Raw genomic sequence first — 21,505 nt, 5'->3', positions numbered from 1 at the left:
GGTGAACGCATCTGCGGGGGGCGGTGCGCGCCCGCAGATGCGTCTGCGCTGCTGTCCAGAGCAGGGCTTGTCCCGGCTTCCCATGTCAGCCAGCGCCGCGCCGATGTTTTAGCTTTTCCGGGCTGCGCGCCGCGTGCACGGACTCGCTGCAGCGTGTGCCTTTTTCTCGTCTTTACAGCAGGTTATCCCATGCATTTCAGCGAACTGATGGCAGTTATTTCCACCCATGCGATCCGCCTTCAACAGGAAGATGAAGACCTGGTCATTCTGGGCAGTGACGACGCGCTGGACGATGCGTTGTGGGACAGCCTCGCCACCCACAAGGCGCAACTGCTTGAGCTGGTCGCCCGGCACAACGGTGACTGGCTGAGTCCGGCCTTTCGCATAACCCCGGACATGCTGCCGCTGGTGACGCTGGATCAACCCACCCTCGACCGCATCGTCGCCGGCGTGCCGGGCGGTGCGGCGAACCTGCAGGACATCTACCCCTTGGCGCCGCTGCAGGAGGGCATGCTCTACCTGCATTTGTCGGCACCAGCGGGCGATCCGTACGTGTCGCAAGCACGCTTCGCCTTTGACAGCCGTGAGCGTCTGCAAGCCTTCGCCGACGCGTTGCAATGGATGATTGGCCGCCACGACATTCTGCGCACTTCGTTTATCTGGGAGCGCCTGGACGAACCGCTGCAAGTGGTCCAGCGCAAGGCTTCGTTGCACTGCGAAGAACTCGATCCGAGCGGCACGGGTGACGTGCTCGAGCAACTGTTGCACCGCCATGATCCGCAACATTTCCGTCTCGATGTCCAGCAAGCGCCGCTGTTGCGTCTGGTGTTCGCCAACGATCCAGACAACGGCCGTGTGGTCGCGTTGTTGCTGTTTCATCACCTGATCATGGATCACCTCGCCCTTGACGTGGTGCGCCGCGAGACGCAGGCGTTTTTGCTCGGGCAGACCGTGCAGGTGGCTCCAGCGGTGCCGTATCGCGATCACCTGGCGCGGGCGCGGCTGGGGGCGAACGAGCCGGCCCACGAGGCGTTCTTTCGCGAAATGCTTGCCGATATCGACGAGCCGACACTGCCTTGCGGGTTACGGGACGTGCAGGGCGACGGGCACTCGATCGAAGAAGCCTCATTGATGCTCGACGGCGCCCTGAGCCAGGCACTGCGCGAGCAGGCGCGGCAATTGGGCGTGAGCGTGGCGAGTGTCATGCACCTGGCGTTGGCGCGGGTGCTCGGCCAGTTATCCGGGCGTACGGCGGTGGTGTTCGGCACGGTACTGCTCGGGCGGATGGCGGCCGGCGAGGGTGGTGAACACGCGTTGGGGATGTTCATCAATACCTTGCCGCTACGGGTGGATGTCGGCGCGGACGATGTGCGCGCCGGCGTGCTGCTGACCCATCGCCGCCTGACCGCGTTGCTCGGCCATGAACAAGCCTCGCTGGCGCTGGCCCAACGCTGCAGCGCCGTGGCCGTGCCGACGCCGCTGTTCAGCGCGATCCTCAATTACCGTCACAGCAGCGTCGATGAAGTCGCCGAGATTATTGATATCGCCCCGGGCGTGCAGGTATTGGGCGCTCGCGAACGCACTAACTATCCGCTGACCGTCAACATTGATGATCTGGGCGAAGATCTGCGTATCACCGCTCTGGCGGACATCCGTCTTGGCGCGCAACGGATCGCCGATTATTTGCAGACCACCCTGCGAGGTCTGGTCGAAGCACTGCAGACGGGCGCGCCAACGCCGCTGCACAGTATTGGTATCCTGCCGGCGAGCGAGCGCGAGCATCTGCTGTATGGCGTCAACGCACCGCTCGCACACTTTGCCGATACCCCTTTGATTCATCAACAGTTCGAAGCCCATGCGCAGGCGCGGCCCGACGCCACTGCGTTGATCTTCGATGAGCAGACCCTCAGTTACGGCGAACTCAATCGCCGCGCCAATCAGCTCGCCCATCACTTGCTGGCGCTGGGTATCCGTCCGGATCAACGCGTGGCGATCTGTGTCGAGCGGGGCCCGCAAATGATTGTCGGCTTGCTCGGTGTGCTCAAGGCCGGCGCTGCTTATGTGCCGATCGACCCGGCGTATCCGCAGGAGCGAATCGCCTTCACGTTGCAGGACAGCGCCCCGGTGGCAGTGCTGATACAAGCCGCCACAGGCACATGCGTTGGCGCGTCCGAGGTGCCTCAGATCGACCTCGGCAGCCCCCAACTGCGCGCCGAATCCGAAGGCAACCCGCACGTTGCCGGGCTGACGTCGGCGCATCTGGCTTACGTGATTTACACCTCTGGCTCGACGGGTTTGCCCAAGGGGGTCATGGTTGAACATCGCAACGTGGCGCGGCTGTTCTCGGCGACCGCCGACTGGTTTCAGTTCAATGAGCAGGATGTCGGGGCGTTGTTCCACTCGTTCGCTTTCGATTTTTCGGTGTGGGAAATCTGGGCGGCGCTGGCCTTCGGTGGGCAATTGCTGCTGGTTCCGCAAACCGTCAGCCGTTCCCCGGACGAATGCTATGCGTTGCTCTGTCGCAGCGGTGTAACGGTACTCAATCAGACGCCCAGCGCGTTCCGCCAGTTAGTCGCCGCGCAGGGCCGCAGCGCGCTGCAACATTCACTGCGCGAGGTGATTTTCGGCGGCGAAGCGCTGGAGCCTGGGTTGCTCAAACCGTGGTTTGCCCGGGTCGGTAACGCCGGTACGCGGCTGGTCAACATGTACGGCATCACCGAAACCACGGTGCACGTGACGTATCGACCGCTGCAGGCAGCTGACGCGCAGTTGGTCGGCGTCAGCCCGATTGGCGGGCGCATCCCCGATTTGCAGCTTTACGTGCTGGACGCTCAATGCGAACCGGTGCCGGTCGGTGTGACCGGCGAGTTGTATGTCGGTGGCGCGGGCGTGGCGCGCGGTTATCTCAATCGTCCAGAGCTGAGCGCCGAGCGGTTTATTCGCAACCCTTTCAGCGCGACTGCCGATGTGCGCCTGTACAAGACCGGCGACCTGGCGCGCTGGGCGGCCGACGGCAGCCTCGACTATCTGGGGCGCAACGATGATCAGGTGAAGATTCGTGGCTTTCGCATCGAACTGGGCGAGATTCAGGCGCGCCTGTCGGCCTGTAACGGTGTGCGCGAAGCTGTGGTGATCGCCCGTGAAGACAGCCCCGGCGACCCGCGGCTGGTGGCGTACTGGATCGCTGATGACGAAGAACCGAGCGTGGCGCAATTACGCGACACGCTGCTCGGCTCGCTGGCAGACTACATGGTGCCGAGTGCGTTCGTGCGGCTCGACGCCTTGCCGCTGACCGCCAACGGCAAGCTCGACCGCAAAGCATTGCCGCCGCCCGACAGTGATGCGTTCGCACGGCGCGGGTTCGAGGCGCCGCAGGGCGCGATAGAACATCTCATTGCGGACATTTGGCAGCGCTTGCTCGGCGTCGAACAAGTAGGCCGGCATGACAACTTTTTCGAACTGGGCGGACATTCGCTGCTGGCGGTCAAGCTGATCGAACGCATGCGCCAGCATGACTTGCAGTGCGATGTCCGCGTGCTGTTCGGGCAGCCGAGCGTGGCGGCGTTGGCGGCGACCCTCGGGGCGACACCGAGTTATGTCGTACCGGCCAATCGCATCGAACCCGGCTGCACGTTGATCACCCCGGATAAACTGCCATTGGCCGATCTGGATCAGGCCGGTATCGACACGGTGCTTGCCAGCGTCCCCGGCGGTGTCGCCAACGTCCAGGACATCTACGCACTGGCGCCGTTGCAGGCCGGCATTCTCTATCACCACCTCGCCGCCCACGCTGGCGATCCCTACGTGTTGCAGGCGCAGTTCGCGTTCGCCGGGCTGGCGCAGATCAAAACCTTTGTCCGCGCGTTAAACAGCGTGATCGCCCGGCACGATATCCTGCGCACCAGCGTGGTCTGGGAGGGGCTGGAGGAGCCGGTGCAGGTGGTCTGGCGTGAGGCGCCACTGACCCTTGAACGGGTCGATGCCGACGGGCTCGTCGGCGATGTGCTGGAGCAAATGCAGGCGCGTTTCGATCCGCGTCACTATCGCCTCGACCTCAAGTCTGCCCCGCTGATGCGTTTTGCCTACACCGAAGACCGCGCCAACCAACGCTGGGTCGGCATCCTGCTGATGCATCACATCGTCCTGGATCACACAGCACTCGAAGTGCTGGTGACGGAAATGAGCGACCTGATGCACGGGCAAACAAAGGATTTGCCGCCAGCGGTGCAGTATCGCAACTACGTGGCCCAGGCCCGTGCTGGCGCCGATGACGCGGCGCACGCGGCGTTTTTCCGCGACATGCTCGGCGATATCAGCGAACCCACGCTGGCCTTCGGTGTGCAGGACGTGCTCGGCGACGGCAGTGCCGTTGTCGACAGCCAATTGACTGTCGATGAGGGCCTCGGCCAACGTTTGCGCGCGTTGTCGCGGCGTCTCGGTCTCAGCATCGCCAGCCTGGTTCATCAAGCCTGGGCACAAGTACTGGCGCAGGTGTCCGGCCAGCAAGAGGTGGTTTTCGGTACCGTGCTGCTCGGGCGCCTGCAGGGCGGTGAGGGTGCGGACCGCGCGTTGGGCATGTTCATCAATACCCTGCCGCTGCGCGTCAGCGTCGCCGCCGAATCGGTGCAGGACAGCGTGCGCGCCACCCATCAACGCCTGGCCCAACTGCTTGGACACGAGCAGGCTTCACTGTCGCTGGCCCAACGTTGCAGTGGCGTCGCCGCGACGCTGCCGCTGTTCAGCACGCTGCTCAATTACCGCCACAGTCAGCCGGACGCGGCCAGCGTGAAATGGGACGGCATCGAGATTCTTTGCTCGCGTGAGCGCAGCAATTACCCACTGGTGGTCAGCGTTGACGACATGGGCGACGGTTTCCTGTTGAACGTACAGGCCGTGTCGCAGGTGGATGGCGCGCGCGTCTGCGATTACCTGCAAACCGCGTTGCACAGTCTGGTGACCGCACTCGAGCACACGCCGGCGCTGCCGGTTGAACAATTGTCGATTGTCTCGCCGGGCGAGCGTCATAAGGTGTTGTTTGCCTTCAACGACACCGCCCAGCCGTTCCCGCCGGCGCAGACTGTGCAGCGCCTGGTCGAAGCGCAGGCGCTGGCCAATCCCCAGGCGTGGGCGGCGGTGCAGGGCGAGCAGCGTTTGAGTTACGCCGAACTGAATCAGCGCGCCAATCGCCTGGCCCACCACCTGATCGCCCTCGGCGTACATCCGGATGACCGCGTCGCCGTGTGCTTGCGCCGCAGTCCTCAGATGCTCGTCGCGCTGCTGGCGATTCTCAAGGCAGGCGCCGCTTACGTGCCGGTCGATCCGGCCTATCCGCGCGAGCGCATCGCCTATCTGTTGCAGGACAGCGATCCCGTAGCGGTGCTGGCCGAGGCGTCGACACGCACCCTGCTGGGCACGGTGTCGTTGATCGATCTGGACAGCGACAGCTGGGCGCAGTTGTCCGCGCGCAACCCCCGACTGCCGGCGCTGACCCCGGCGCATCTGGCTTACGTGATCTACACCTCAGGCTCCACCGGCCAGCCGAAAGGGGTGATGGTCGAACATCGCACGCTGGAAAATCTCGTGCACTGGCACGCCGCCGCGTTCGACCTGTGCGCCGGCAGCCATACCGCCAGCGTTGCCGGGTTCGGTTTTGACGCCATGGCCTGGGAGGTCTGGCCGGCGCTGTGTGTGGGCGCCACTGTGCACTTGCCACCGGCAGCGATCGGCAATGAACACCTCGATGAATTGCTCGAATGGTGGCGCGCGCAGCCGTTGCAGGTGAGTTTTCTACCGACGCCGGTGGCTGAATACGCGTTCAGCCGTGAGCTGGGCCACCCGACCTTGCGCACGCTGCTGATCGGTGGCGACAAGCTCAGGCAGTTCCCGCGTAACCAGACCTTCGACGTGATCAACAACTACGGCCCGACCGAAGCCACGGTGGTGTCAACATCGGGTCGCATCGAGGCTGGGCAGGTATTGCACATCGGCCGGCCGATTGCCAATGGCACAGTTTATCTGCTGGACAGTCAGCAACAACCGGTGCCGGTCGGTGTGCCGGGGGAGGTGTATGTCGGCGGTGCCGGGGTCGCACGGGGCTATTTGAATCGCCCGGCATTGACCGCCGAAATGTTCCTGCAAGACCCGTTCAGCGATGAACCGCACGGGCGTCTGTACCGCACCGGCGACGTCGCGCGTTGGCGCGCGGACGGCACGCTCGAATACCTGGGGCGCAATGACGATCAAGTCAAACTGCGTGGCGTGCGCATCGAGCCCGGCGAAATCGAAGCCGCACTGAGGACCCACAGCGGCGTGCAAGACGTCGTGGTGCTGGTGCGTGACGGGCGGCTGCTGGCGTGGTTCAGCGAGCGCCGCGCGGTAGATATCGCCGACTTGCGCGATCATTTGCAGAGTCGCCTGCCCGAGGCGCTGATCCCGGCCGCCTATGTCCGCGTCGACGCCATGCCGCTGACCGCTAACGGTAAACTCGACCGAAAAGCCTTGCCGGAGCCGGATCAGAGCGCGTGGCTCAGCCATGAATATGCGGCGCCGCAAGGTCCGCTGGAAACCGCCCTGGCGCAGATCTGGAGCGATCTGCTCAAGGTCGGGCAGGTCGGGCGCCATGACAATTTCTTCGAACTCGGCGGGCATTCACTGCTCGCCGTGAGCTTGATCGAACGCCTGCGTCAGCTCGGCCTGAGTGCTGATGTGCGGGTGCTGTTCAGCCAGCCGACCCTGGCCGCACTGGCCGCAGCGATGGGCAGCGGGCGCGAGATTGCGGTGCCGGCCAATCGCATACCTCGCGATTGCCGTTACATCAGCGCGGACATGTTGAGCCTCAGCGAACTGGATCAGGCCAGTGTCGATTGCATCGTCGCCACGGTGTCGGGCGGCGCGGCCAACGTGCAGGAAATCTATCCGCTGGCGCCGTTGCAGGAAGGCATTCTTTACCACCACATCAGCGCCGGCGCCGGCGACCCGTATCTGCTGCAATCGAGTCTGGCGTTTGCCGACATCCATCGGCTGCACGCGTTCGCCAATGCGCTGCAAACGGTGATCGCGCGACACGATATTTTGCGCACCAGTGTGGTCTGGGAGGGGCTGCCGAGCCCGCAGCAAGTGGTTTGGCGGCACGCGCCGTTGGCGTTGGAAGCCGTTGCGCTGGCGTCGGCGGACGGTGACGTACTCGCACAACTGCAAGCACGCTTCGTCGCCCGCCAATGGCGTCTGGACCTCGGGCAGGCACCGCTGATGCGTCTGGTGTATGCCGACGATCCCGTGAACAAGCGGGTCGTGGCGCTGCTGATGTTCCACCACATTGCTCTCGATCACACTGCGCTGGAGGTAGTGCGGGAGGAAATGCACGCCACTCTGCTCGGCCATACCGAGCCACTGCCGGCAGCGGCACCGTACCGCAACTACGTGGCGCAGGCCCGCCACGGCGTCAGCGAGCAGGAACACGAGACGTTCTTTCGCGAAATGCTTGGCGATATCGACGAGCCGACCTTGCCGTTCGGTTTGCGTGAGGTCGCGGGAGATGGGCGCGATATCGAATCCCATGTCAGCGCACTGCCGCTGGAGTTGAGCCAGCGCTTGCGGGCGCAGGCGCGCAGCTTCGGGGTGAGCGCGGCCAGCCTGTTCCACTTGGCTTGGGCGCAGGTGCTGGCGGTCACCGCCGGCCAGCCGCGCGTGGTGTTCGGCAGCGTGCTGCTTGGGCGGATGCAGGGCGGTGAGGGCGCTGACCGGGCACTGGGCATGTTCATCAATACCTTGCCGTTGCGTGTGGAGGTGGCCGAACACGGCGTCGGCGCCGCACTGCGCGATGTGCATCAACGCCTGGCCGCGCTGCTCGGCCATGAACATGCCTCGCTGGCCCTTGCTCAGCGATGCAGTGCTGTCGCGGCGCCGTCGCCACTGTTCAGTTCGGTGCTCAACTATCGTCACAGCGCCGCGCGCCAGACGGCTGAGGCGGCGTGGCAAGGGATCGAGTTTCTCGCCCACGACGGGCGCAGCCATTATCCGCTGACGCTGAGCATCAACGATCTGGGCGAAGGCTTCGATCTGGCGGTGCTGACACCTGGCGAGGTGGGGGCACAACGGGTCTGTGAACTGATGCAGTGCGCACTGACGGCGCTGGTGTCGGCGCTGGAGGAAAACCCCGGGCAGGCGCTGAATCGTCTGGCGATCCTGCCGCCGTTCGAGCATCAACGCGTGCTGACGCAGTTCAACGCCAGCGCTACGGCTTTCCCGCCCGCGCAAACCGTGCACCGATTGTTCGAGGCGCAGGCCTTGCTCAATCCGGAGGCTGTGGCGGTGCAAGCCGGCGAGCAACAGCTGACCTATGCGCAGCTGGATCAACAGGCCAATCGTCTCGCGCATTATCTGCTCGAACTGGGCGTCAGGCCGGACGCGCGGGTGGCGATTTCCACCCGGCGCGGCCCGCACATGTTGCTGGCGATGCTGGCGGTACTCAAGGCCGGCGCTGCCTATGTGCCGATCGATCCGGCGCATCCGGCCGAGCGCATCGCCTATTTGCTGGCCGACAGTGCACCGCTGGCGCTGCTGGTGTCGGGCGTGGATCCGGGCACTGTGGAGGTGCCGGTGATTGATCTTGGCGATGAGCGGTGGCATGACCTGCCGGAACACAGCCCTGAGGTCGAGGGTTTGACTGCGGACAATCTCGCCTATGTGATCTACACCTCAGGCTCCACCGGCCAGCCGAAAGGGGTGATGGTCGAACACCGCACACTGGAAAACCTTGTGCACTGGCACGCCGCTGCGTTCGACCTGCGCGCCGGCAGCCATACCGCCAGCATTGCCGGGTTCGGTTTTGATGCCATGGCCTGGGAGGTCTGGCCGGCGTTGTGTGTGGGCGCCACTGTGCACTTGCCACCGGCAGCGATCGGCAATGAACACCTCGATGAATTGCTCGAATGGTGGCGCGCGCAGCCGTTGCAGGTGAGTTTTCTACCGACGCCGGTGGCTGAATACGCGTTCAGCCGTGAGCTGGGCCACCCGACCTTGCGCACGCTGCTGATCGGTGGCGACAAGCTCAGGCAGTTCCCGCGTAACCAGACCTTCGACGTGATCAACAACTACGGCCCGACCGAAGCCACGGTGGTGGCGACGTCGGGTCGCATCGAGTGCGGGCAGCCACTGCACATCGGCCGGCCAATCGCCAATGCCAAGGTGTATGTCCTTGATGCGCAACAGAACCCACTGCCGGTGGGTGTCAAAGGTGAGTTGTACGTAGCCGGTGCAGGCGTGGCCAGGGGCTATCTGAACCGCGATGAACTGACCGCCGAACGCTTTCTTGCCGATCCGTTCAGCCAGGAACGGGGCGCGCGCATGTACCGCACTGGCGACCTTGTGCGGTGGCGTACCGACGGCACGCTGGAGTATCTGGGGCGCAACGACGATCAGGTGAAGCTGCGTGGCGTGCGTGTGGAACTGGGCGAAATCGAAGCGGCACTCGCCAGTCATCCGGCCTTGCAAGAGGCCGTCGCCCAGGTGCGTGACGGTCAGTTGCTGGCCTGGTTCACCGCCCGCGCGCCGCTGGACCTCGACGACCTGCGCGAGCATCTGCAGATGCGCCTGCCGCAAGCCTTGCTGCCGGCGGCTTATGTTCGGCTGGACAGTTTGCCGCTGACCGCCAACGGCAAACTCGACCGCCAGGCTTTGCCGGAGCCGGAGCAAAACGCCTGGCTGAGCCGCCAGTACGAAGCGCCGCGAGGCTCGGTGGAAACCGCGCTGGCGCAAATCTGGAGCGAAGTGCTCAAGGTCGAACGGGTCGGCCGGCACGACAACTTCTTTGAACTGGGCGGGCATTCGCTGCTGGCGGTCAGCGTCATCGAGCGCATGCGCCAGATCGACCTGAGCACCGACGTGCGCGTGCTGTTCGACCAGCCGACACTGGCAGCGCTGGCAGCGGCCGTCGGCAGCGGACGGGAAATCGTGGTCCCGGCCAATGGCATCGCAGCGGACTGCGATCACATCACGCCGGACATGCTCAGTCTGCTTGAACTGGACCAGGCGACGCTCGACCGCATCGTTGCCACGGTGCCGGGCGGTGCGGCCAATGTGCAGGACATTTACCCGTTGGCGCCGTTGCAGGAAGGCATTCTTTATCACCACATCTCGGCTGCGCAAAACGATCCGTACGTGCTGCATTCGCGCCTGACGTTCGCCAGTGTCGAGCGCGTCGAGGCGTTCGCCCGTGCGCTGCGGCAAGTCATGGCGCGCCACGATATCTTGCGCACGGCGATTGTCTGGCAGGGCCTGGCAGCCCCCGTGCAGGTGGTGTGGCGCGAAGCTCAATTGCCGGTAGAAGAAGTTGCCTTTGAGCAGTTGACGGTGGACAACCTGGACCTCACTCAGGCACCACTGATTCGGCTGTTGTACGCCCGCGACCCGGCCACTGGGCAAGTGGCCGGCCTGCTGCTGTTCCATCACATCGCCCTTGATCACACGGCGCTGGAAGTCGTGCGCGAAGAAATGCAGATCAGCCTGGGCGGCGAGCAGCGTTCGCTACCGGTGCCAGTGCCGTATCGCAACTACGTGGCACAGGCGCGGCTTGGCACCAGTGAGGCGGAGCACGAGGTGTTTTTCCGCGACATGCTCGGCGATGTCGATGAGCCGACCTTGCCGTTCGGCTTGCGTGAGGTCAACGCGGCGGCCGATGCTTGTGAAGAGGCCTCGCTGGCGCTGCCCGACGCGCTCGCGCAGCGTTTGCGCGGTCAGGCACGGCACATGGGCATCAGCGTCGCGAGCGTGTTTCATCTGGCCTGGGCACAAGTGCTGGGCGCTACCTCCGGACAGGATAGGGTGGTGTTCGGCACCGTACTGATGGGGCGCATGCAGGGCGGGGCGGGTGCCGATCGCGGGCTGGGCATGTTCATCAATACTTTGCCGTTGCGTGTGGACCTTGGCGCGCAACCGGTGCGTGCGGCACTCCGGGCTACCCATGGGCAACTCACCGGCCTGTTGGCGCATGAGCATGCTTCGTTGGCACTGGCCCAGCGTTGCAGCCGGATTGCGGCGCCGGCGCCGCTGTTCAGCGCGATGCTCAACTACCGGCATGGCAGCGCCACGCCTGCCCAGGCACACCCGGCGTGGCAAGGCATCGAGACCTTAAGCAGTGAGGAACGCACCAACTACCCGCTGACGCTCAACGTCGATGACCTGGGCACAGGCTTCAGGCTCACCGCGATGACCTTGGCGCAGGTCGGTGCGTTGCGTATCTGTACTTATATGGAAACCGCGTTGCAGGCGCTGGTCGATGCCTTGGAGCGCGCGCCGCAGCAACCTGTCAATCAGTTGTCGGTCCTGCCTGACGCCGAGCGTCAGCGCCTGCTGTTCGAATTCAACGCGACGGCGGTCGATTACAACCTGCAGCAGACTTTGCACGGTCTGTTCGAAGCCCAGGTGTTGCGCACCCCGCACGCACCGGCGTTGCAAATGGCTGACCAGCGCCTCGACTTCCAGCAACTCAACGAGCGCGCCAACCGCCTGGCCCATCATCTGATCGGGCTTGGGGTTCAGGCCGATGCGCGGGTGGCGATCTGTGTCGAACGCAGTGTGGCGATGGTTGTCGGCCTGTTGGCTATCCTCAAGGCTGGCGGCGCTTATGTCCCGCTGGACCCGGACTACCCGGCCGAGCGCATTGCTTACATGCTCGCCGACAGCGCGCCGGTGGCGGTGCTGGTGCAAGGCAACACGGCCGCGCTGGCGAGTGCGCTGGCGGTGCCAGTGGTCAATCTGGAACACGACAGTTGGCACGACTTGCCGGCGGACAATCCGCAGGTCCGCGGCCTGACCTCGGCGCATCTGGCTTACGTGATCTACACCTCAGGCTCCACCGGCCAGCCCAAGGGTGTCGCCAACGAACACCGCGCGGTGGTCAACCGCTTGTTGTGGATGCAGGATGCCTATGCACTGAGCGCTGTAGATACCGTATTGCAGAAAACCCCCTTCAGCTTCGACGTTTCGGTCTGGGAGTTTTTCTGGCCGCTGGTGACCGGGGCGCGCTTGCTCCTGGCCCGTCCTGGCGGGCACAAGGAGCCGGCCTACCTGAGCGAGCTGATCGAGCGCGAACACATCACCACCGTGCATTTTGTGCCGTCGATGCTCGACGTGTTTCTTGCTCACGGTCAGACCGAGCGCTGCGCCGCACTGCGCCAGGTGATGTGCAGTGGCGAGGCGTTGCCCGGCAGCCTGGTACGGCGTTTCAAACAGCAGTTACCGGCCAGCCAATTGCACAACCTTTACGGCCCGACCGAAGCGGCGGTGGATGTCACCGCCTGGAGTTGCGCCGGGCCGCTGCAGGACACGCCGGATAACACGCCGATTGGCAAACCGATTGCCAACACCCGGATGTACATCCTCGACGCGCAGCAACAACCGGTGCCGCAAGGTGTGGTTGGCGAGTTGTACATCGGTGGCGTGCAGGTCGCGCGTGGTTATCTGAACCGCGCCGAACTGAGTGCCGAACGCTTCCTCAGCGACCCGTTCAGCCAGCAGGCGCAAGCGCGCATGTACCGCACCGGCGATATCGCCCGTTATCGGGCCGATGGCCACATCGAGTATCTGGGGCGCAATGACGATCAGGTGAAGATTCGCGGCCTGCGCATCGAACTGGGTGAAATCCAGGCCGGCCTGACGGGGATCGATGGCGTGCACGAAGCGGCGGTGCTGGCCCGTGAAGACGTGCCGGGGGACAAGCGGCTGGTGGCGTACTACACCGGTTTGCGGCTGGACATCGACATCCTGCGCGCCGCATTGCTGCACGCCTTGCCGGACTACATGGTCCCGGCAACGTTCGTCCATCTCGAGCGCCTGCCGCTCAGCCCCAACGGCAAACTCGACCGCAAGGCGTTGCCGGCACCCAATCAGGATTCGCTCAACAACCGCCCCTACGAGGCGCCGGTCGGCGAGGTGGAAATCACGCTGGCGCGGCTGTGGGGCGAATTGCTCAATGTCGAACGAGTCGGGCGGCATGACCACTTTTTCGAATTGGGCGGACATTCGTTGCTGGCGGTGAGCCTGGTCGGCCGTCTGCAACAGGAAGGCCTGGAGGCGGATGTCCGGGCGTTGTTCGAACAACCGACCCTGGCCGGCTATGCAGCAATCACGGAAAGAATGGAGATCGTCCTGTGAACCTGAACCCTTTGTTGGCGACACTCAAGGCCCGAGACATCCAGTTGACGGTCACGGACGAGCAGTTGCGCGTCAATGGCAACAAGCAGGCCTTGAGCGATCCGGCGCTACTGGCGTCGTTGCGCGAGCACAAGGCGGCGTTGATCGAGTTGATCAAGGCCGGCGAGTATTCGGCGGCGCGTGTCGGGCAGGTCGAAGTGCCGGCCAATGGCATCGGCCCTGGTTGCACGCACATCACCCCGGCGATGCTGACCCTGACGCAACTGAGTCAGGACGCCCTGGATCACCTGATCGAAGGCATCCCCGGCGGGGCTGCCAACGTGCAAGACATCTATCCGTTGACGCCATTGCAGGAAGGCATTCTTTATCACCACGTCAGCGCCCAACACGGCGATCCGTATGTCATGCAGGCTCAATTCGCTTTCAGCGGGGCAGAGCGTTTGCAGGCATTTGTCGATGCGTTACAAACGGTGATCGATCGTCACGACATCCTGCGCACGGCGGTGGTCTGGGAAGGCCTCGACACACCGCTGCAAGTGGTCATGCGCGATGTGCGCCTGCCGCTGGAAGAAGTGACTCTGGAAGCCGATGGCGGTGATGCCCTGGCACAGTTGCACGCCCGTTTCGACGCCAGGCAGTTCCGTCTCGACGTGACCCGTGCGCCGCTGTTGCGCTTGGCGCATGCCCGGGATGTGAGCGGGCAACGCATCGTCGCGATGCTGCTGTTCCATCACCTGGCGATGGACCACTCGGCCCTGGCGGTGGTCAGCGAGGAATTGCAGGCCTGCCTGTGCGGACACGCCGCGCGGTTGGGCCCGCCCGTGCCGTTTCGCAATTACGTGGCGCAAGCGCGATTGGGCATCAGCGAGGCGGAACACGAAGCGTTTTTCCGCGACATGCTCGCTGACATCGACGAGCCGACCCTGCCGTACGGATTGCAAGGCGTACACGGTGACGGCAGCGACGTCGTCGAATTCAGCCAGGCGCTCGACCCGCAACTCAATCGCCGCCTGCGGGCCCAGGCGCGGCGGCTGGGCGTGAGCGTGGCGAGCCTGTTTCACCTCGGTTGGGGGCAAGTGCTCAATGCCCTGACCGGGCAAGTGAGCGTGGTCTTCGGCACCGTGTTGATGGGGCGCATGCAAAATGCCGAAGGCACCGAACGCGCGCTGGGCATCTTCATCAACACGTTGCCGTTGCGTGTGGACATCGCAGCGCTCGCCGTCGGTGAGGCGGTCAAGGCCACCCACGCGCGGCTGACTACCTTGATGCGTCATGAACATGCGCCGCTGGCGCTGGCGCAACGCTGCAGCGGTGTGGTCGCTTCTTCGCCGTTGTTCAGCACGCTGCTCAATTATCGACACAGCGCCTCCAGTGCCGCTGCCGGCGACGAAGCACTCGCCGCGTGGGAAGGCATCAGTGTGTTGCGCTCGGAAGAACGCACCAATTACCCGCTGACCCTGAGCATCGACGACTTCGGCGACCGGCTCAGCCTGACGTTGCTGGCCAGTAGCGCCGTCGAGGGTGGACGTCTCTGCGCCTACCTGTTGTGTGCGGTGGAGCAATTGTTATCGGCGCTCGAACAGGCGCCCGAGACGCCGCTGAACCAGTTGTCGGTGCTGCCGGCCGCAGAGCGTGAGCAAGTGTTGCGCGAATTCAACGCCAGCCAGGTCGATTACCCGGCGGCGCTGCCCGTTCATCAGCGTTTCGAAGCGCAGGTGCTGGCCCGTCCGGAGGCGCTGGCGGCCGTTCATGGGGGCGAGGCGCTGACCTTTGCCGAGTTGAACCACAAGGCCAACGCCCTGGCGCATCAGTTGATCGGTCTGGGCGTGCAGCCGGATGACCGCGTTGCCATCGTTGGCCGACGCGGGCTGGAGGCTCTGGTCGGGCTGCTGGCGATTCTCAAGGCCGGCGCCGGTTACGTGCCGGTCGATCCGGCGCACCCGGCCGAACGCCTGCTGCATCTGCTGCGCGACAGTGCACCCGTGGCCGTGTTGACCAGCACCGAGCTGCGCGAACGCCTGCCGATGCTGGCCGTGCCAGTGCTCAATCTGGACTCGCGGACCTGGCCGGCGGGCATCACCGGTAACCCGCAATTGCCGAGTCTCAATGCCGCGCATCTGGCTTACGTGATCTATACCTCTGGCTCCACCGGGTTGCCCAAGGGCGTCATGGTCGAACACCGCACCTTGTCGAACCTGATCGATTGGCACTGCTCAGCCTTTGATTTGCGTGCTGGCCGCCACACCTCAAGCCTCGCCGGATTTGGCTTCGATGCCATGGCCTGGGAAGTCTGGCCGGCGTTGTGCGTGGGCGCGACCCTGCACATCGCACCGGCCCACGACGGCAGTGAAGACATCGACGCCTTGCTTGACTGGTGGCGCGCACAACCGCTGGACGTGAGCTTCCTGCCCACGCCAGTGGCCGAATACGCGTTCAGCCAACAGCTGGAGCATCCGACCTTGCGCACGCTGTTGATCGGCGGCGACCGCTTGCGGCAGTACACGCGCAACCAGCGTTTCGACGTGATCAACAATTACGGCCCGACCGAAACCACGGTGGTTGCCACCTCCGGGCGTATCGACAGCGGCGACGCCTTGCACATTGGCAAACCGGTGAGCAATGCCACGGTGTATCTGCTCGATGCGCAACAGCGGCCGGTGCCGATTGGCGTCGTCGGCGAGTTGTACATTGGCGGCAGCGGCGTGGCCCGTGGGTATCTGAACCAGCCGCAGCTCACTGCCGAACGCTTCCTCTGCGATCCGTTCAGCCACGCCGCACAGGCGCGCATGTACCGCTCCGGCGATCTGGCGCGCTGGCGCAGCGACGGCACGCTTGAATACCTGGGGCGCAATGACGACCAGGTGAAGATTCGCGGCGTACGCATCGAACCGGGCGAAATCGAGCAGCGCCTCAACCAGTTGCCCGGGATTCAGGAAGCGGTAGTGCTGGCCCGCGAGGATCAGCCGGGGCAGTCGCGACTGGTGGCGTATTTCACCGAGCAGGTGCAAGTGCAGGCGCTGGACGTGGCGCAGCTGCGCGCGCTGCTGCTGACCCAGTTGCCGGAATACATGGTGCCGTCCGCTTTCGTCAAACTCGACGGATTGCCGCTCACAGCCAACGGCAAGCTCGACCGCAAAGCCCTGCCGAAACCCGAGCGCTCGGCGCTGTTCGTCCGCGACTATGTGGCGCCGGAGGGCGAAGTGGAAACGGCGCTGGCCGACATCTGGGCCGACGTGCTGCAGGTCGAGCGGGTAGGGCGCGAGGACCATTTCTTCGAACTGGGCGGGCATTCGCTGCTGGCCATGCGCATGGTCGCGCAGGTCAGGCAGCGCTTGGGCGTCGAGCTGGTGCTCAGCGATCTGTTTGCCAACGCCGAGCTGGCAGCAGTGGCGCAGGTGTTGACCGAAGCCGGGCGCTGCACGCAACCGCCGATCTTGCCGGTGCCCCGTGACACTGCGCTGCCGCTGTCGTTTTCCCAGCAGCGTTTCTGGTTTCTGGCGCAGATGGAGGGTGCCAACACCGCCTATAACATCCCGATTGCCCTGCGCTTGCGCGGCGCTCTGGACGACGTTGCCCTGCAACGCGCACTGGCCCGCATCGTCGCGCGCCACGAAACGCTGCGCAGCCGCTTCGCGCCGCTCGATGGCGACGCGCAGGTGCTGATTGCTCCGGTCGACAGCGGTCTTGTGCTTCGTCTCGAAGATCTGCGCCAACATCCACAGGCGCAGGAGGCGTTGCAGGCATTGATTCAGGGCGAGGCCTCAGGACCGTTCGACCTGCTTGACGATCCGTTGATCCGCGGACGGCTGGTACGCCTGGCCGACGATCACCATGTGCTGCTGCTGACCTTGCACCACATCATCTCTGACGGTTGGTCGATGGGCGTGCTGACCCGCGAACTGATGGCGCTGTATCAGGCGTTCAGTCAGGGTGAAGACGACCCGTTATCGCCGTTGACCCTGCAGTACAGCGACTATGCGGTGTGGCAGCGGCGCTGGTTGAGCGGCGAGGTGTTGCAGCGCCAGAGCGAATACTGGCAGCGCACCCTGCGTGATGTGCCGGCCTTGCTGACCTTGCCGGCGGATCGCCCGCGCCCGGCGCAGCAGGATTACGCCGGCAGCAGCATTGCGCTGCAACTGGATGCGCGTTTGAGCGCCGGACTCAAGGCCTTGAGCCAGCGCCACGGCGTGACACTGTACATGACGCTGCTCGGCGCGTGGGCGCTGCTGTTGGGGCGCTTGTCCGGGCAAACCGATGTGGTCATCGGATCGCCGGTCGCCAACCGTAACCGCGCCGAAGTCGAGGGGATGATCGGCCTGTTCGTCAACACCCTGGCATTGCGCATCGACACCGCTGGCGAGTTGAATGGCCAAGCGCTGCTGACGCGGGTCAAGGCGATTACCCTGCAAGCGCAGGCGCATCAGGGCCTGCCCTTCGAACAAGTGGTGGAAATTACCCGTCCGGTGCGCAGCCTGGCGCACAGCCCGCTGTTCCAGAGCATGTTCAACTGGCGCAACAGCGACGGACCGGCGCTGGCCTTGGGCGAGCTGACGCTGGAAGCCGTGGCCGAGCCCAGTCATTTTGCCAAGTTCGACCTGACCCTGACCCTCGGCGAGACCCCGGAAGGCATTGGCGGCTGGCTGGAATACGCCACCGCGCTGTTCGATGAAGCCACCGTGCAGCGTTTTGCCGGTTATCTGCGGCAGCTGTTACAAGCGATGGTCAGCAACGATCAGGCGCTGCTCGCCCACGTGCCGCTGGTGCAGGACGAGGAGCGTCAGCGCTTGCTGGTGGATTTCAATGCGACCGATCGCGAATACCCACACACCGACACGGTACAGCGGTTGTTCGAACAATACGCCGCGCGACAGCCCGACGCTGTCGCAGCGGTACATGGCGAACAGACCTTGAGCTATGCCGAGCTGAACCGCCGGGCCAATCAACTGGCCCATTTTCTGCTGAGTGAAGGCGTGAAGCCCGGCGATGCGGTGGCGATCCTGTTACCGCGTTCGCTGGACCTGCTGATCGCGCAGCTGGCGATCGGCAAATGCGCGGCGGCCTGGGTGCCGCTGGATATTCACGCGCCGGACGATCGCCAGGCGTTCATGGTCGACGATTGCCGGGCCGCTGCGCTGCTGACCCGCAGCACAACCACGGCGGCTTTTGCGGTGCGGCGGATCGACCTCGATTCGCTGCAGCTCGACGCCCAGCCCGGTCATGACCCGGATCTGCCGCAATCGGCGCAGTCGCTGGCATACATCATGTACACCTCCGGCTCCACCGGCATGCCAAAAGGCGTGCTGGTGCCGCACCGGGCGATCACGCGGCTGGTGATCAACAACGGCTACGCCGATTTCAACCGCCAGGATTGTATAGCGTTCGCCTCCAACCCGGCCTTCGATGCGAGCACCATGGACGTCTGGGGCGCACTGCTCAATGGCGCACGTGTGGCGATCATTGACCATGCCACCTTGCTCGATCCGCAAGCGTTCGGCGACGAACTCAAGCGCAGCGGCGCGAGCATCCTGTTCGTCACCACAGCCCTGTTCAACCAGTATGTGCAGCTGATTCCCGACGCCTTGAAGGGTTTGCGCATCCTGCTTTGTGGCGGTGAGCGCGGCGATCCGGCGGCGTTTCGCAAGTTGCGCAGCGAGGCACCGAACGTGCGTCTGGTGCACTGTTATGGCCCGACGGAAACCACCACTTACGCCACCACGTTTGCCGTGCAGACTGTCGCCGAAGAGGCCGACAGCGTGTCGATCGGCGGGCCGATTTCCAATACGCAGGTGTATGTGCTCGACGCCTGTCAGCAACCGGTGCCGTTCGGCGTCACGGGTGAGTTGTACATTGGCGGGCAGGGCGTGGCCCTGGGGTATCTGAACCGGCCTGAACTGACGGCGCAGAAGTTCTTGCGCGACCCGTTCAGCACACAGCCCGACGCGCTGATGTATCGCACCGGCGACCTGGTGCGCTGGCTGGCCCCCGGGCAGCTTGAGTGCATCGGTCGCAACGATGATCAGGTGAAAATTCGCGGATTCCGTATTGAGCTGGGCGAGATCGAAAACCGTCTGCTCGGTTGCCCCGGCGTCAAGGAGGCCATCGTGCTGGCGCGGCGTGACGGTACGGAGCCGACGCGGCTGGTGGCCTATTTCACTGCCGACGATGCCGACCTGCAAAGCGCCACGCTGCGCGCCTTGTTGCAGGCACGGCTGCCGGAATACATGGTGCCCTCGGCGTGGGTGCGTCTGGAGACGTTGCCGCTGAACAACAATGGCAAGGTCGATCGCAAGGCCTTGCCGGCACCGACGCAGGCGGCGTTGCTCAGCCGTGTGTACGAGGCGCCGGGCAATGCACTTGAAACCCGTCTCGCCGGGTTGTGGGGCGAAATCCTCCAGGTCGAGCAGGTCGGTCGCCACGACAACTTCTTCGAGCTGGGCGGGCATTCGTTGCTGGCGGTGCGTCTGGTCAACCAGATGCAGCAGGCCGATCTCCCCATGACCCTGGCCGAGCTGTTCCAGCATCCCAGCGTTGAAGCGGCCGCTGCGCTGCTCGCTGAACGTGATGGCGGGGTTGCGCCGGAGCCTGAGCCGGGGCTGACGCTGGTGCGCGCGGGTGATCAGAGCACGCCATTGTTTCTGGTCCACGAATTCAGTGGCCGCGACGTGTATTTTCCGGCGCTGGGCCGGCACATCGGCGGCGCTTTTCCTATCTACGGGCTGCCGGGCATCGACTACGGCCAAACACAGTTGCGCACGCTCGAATGCCTGGCGAGGCGCATGGTCGGGATCATTCGCACCCGACAACCGCATGGCCCTTACCGACTGGCCGGTTGGTCGTTTGGCGGTGTACTGGCTTATGAGGTCGCTCAACAGTTGCTCGGACTGGATGAAGTTGTCGAGTTTATCGGGTTGATTGACAGCTATGTGCCGCGTCTGGCCGATCCGCACAAGGCGCGCTGGAACGATGCGCACGTGCACAAGCGTCAATTGCTCTTGCATTGCACCGCGCACTGGGCCGGTCTTGGCGAAGACGGGCAGGGCGGACTCGCCGCGCTTGCAGCGTTGCAGGCCGAACTGGAATCGCTGGCGTTCGCCGAGCTGCTCGAACGTTGCCAGCGCCAGCAATTGCTGCACCCTGAGTTGGCGGCAGCTTCGGCGGCAGAGGCCTGGCATTACCTGGATCGCGAGGTGGCGCACGGGCATGCGCTGGCACATTACCGGGTCAGTCCGTTGCCCCTGCCGCTGCATGTGTTCCGTGCGAAACATCGCTCGGCGGCGATGGCGCAGCTCAGCCCGACCCTGGGGTGGGCCGAAGAGTTGCCGGATAGCGAGCTGCGCTGCATCGACGTGCCGGGCGACCACCAGAGCATGATGAAAGCCCCGCATATCCAAGCCCTGGGTCAGGCGATCAGCCAGGCACTGGAAGCGGCGCAGGCGCCGGCATTGCCTGGCTACCAACCGCTGGTGACCATTCAAACGGGCGACAGCTCCCGGGCGCCGATTTTCTGCGTGCCGGGGGCCGGCGACAGCGTCACCGGGTTCATTCATTTGACCGAGGCCCTCGGCCCTCAATGGCCGATTCACGGCCTGCAACCGCGCGGGCTGGAAGGTGGGGCGGTGCCGCACAGTCAAGTCGAGGCGGCGGCGCTTTTTTACCGGCGGGCAATCGAGCAACTCTACCCGCAGGGTCCGCTGCACCTGATCGGGCATTCGTTCGGCGGTTGGGTAGCGCATGCCATGGCCGCGCAATTTGCGGCCGACGGACGTGAGGTGGCGTCGTTGACCCTGATTGACAGCGAGTCGCCCGGCGGCAACGGCGTGATCGGCAGAGCCTACACCGCGACCGCGGCGCTGCAACGGCTGATCGAGGCGCTGCAACTGTCGGCCGGCACTTCGCTGGGCATCGATACCGAGGCGTTCGTCGACGCCGATGACGCCACGCAACTGGGTTTGCTGCACGCCGGCATGGTGCGCGCGGGCGTGCTGTCGGCACGGTCTACGCCGCAGTCGCTAATCGGTTCGACGCGCACTTTTGCCAGCGCCTTGCGCACGGTCTATCAGCCGCACCAGCGCTACAGCGGCCCGGTGCGCCTGGCGCTGGTCGACGATCCGACGCTGGATGCGGCCGGTAATCAGCGAGAGCAAGCGGCGATGGTCGAGGGCTGGCGAAGGGAGGTAACGGATCTGACGGTGTGGTACGGGCCGGGCAATCATTTCACCCTGCTCAAGGCGCCCAACGTATTCAGTTTCGCCGCGTGGTGGCACGAAGGGCTCACCGAGCCTGCCAGTGAAGTGCTCTCCTGATTGATGTGTAACGTCTTGCAGCCCGGTCGCTGGCCGGGCTCAACCCTGAA

General features: G+C 64.5%; 2 protein-coding genes. Both read left to right on the top strand.

Annotated features, from left to right (window positions below; translation table 11 throughout):
- Positions 1-189 precede the first annotated feature (189 nt).
- On the top strand, positions 190-13,152 hold the full coding sequence (locus HU743_RS13315; protein ID WP_186649070.1) for a non-ribosomal peptide synthetase: 12,963 nt from the start codon (positions 190-192) through the stop codon (positions 13,150-13,152).
- On the top strand, positions 13,149-21,455 hold the full coding sequence (locus tag HU743_RS13310; RefSeq protein WP_186649068.1) for a non-ribosomal peptide synthetase: 8,307 nt from the start codon (positions 13,149-13,151) through the stop codon (positions 21,453-21,455). Before HU743_RS13315 ends, HU743_RS13310 begins: the two co-directional genes overlap by 4 nt.
- Positions 21,456-21,505 lie beyond the last annotated feature (50 nt).

Source organism: Pseudomonas sp. SWRI99 (assembly GCF_014270125.1).
GTDB lineage: Bacteria > Pseudomonadota > Gammaproteobacteria > Pseudomonadales > Pseudomonadaceae > Aquipseudomonas > Aquipseudomonas hamedanensis.
This window is presented reverse-complemented; position numbering and strand designations above follow the sequence as displayed.

Coding starts and splice junctions, on each gene's coding strand:
- HU743_RS13315 (WP_186649070.1), top strand. CDS start 190: ATGCATTTCAGCGAACTGATGGCAGTTATTTCCACCCATGCGATCCGC.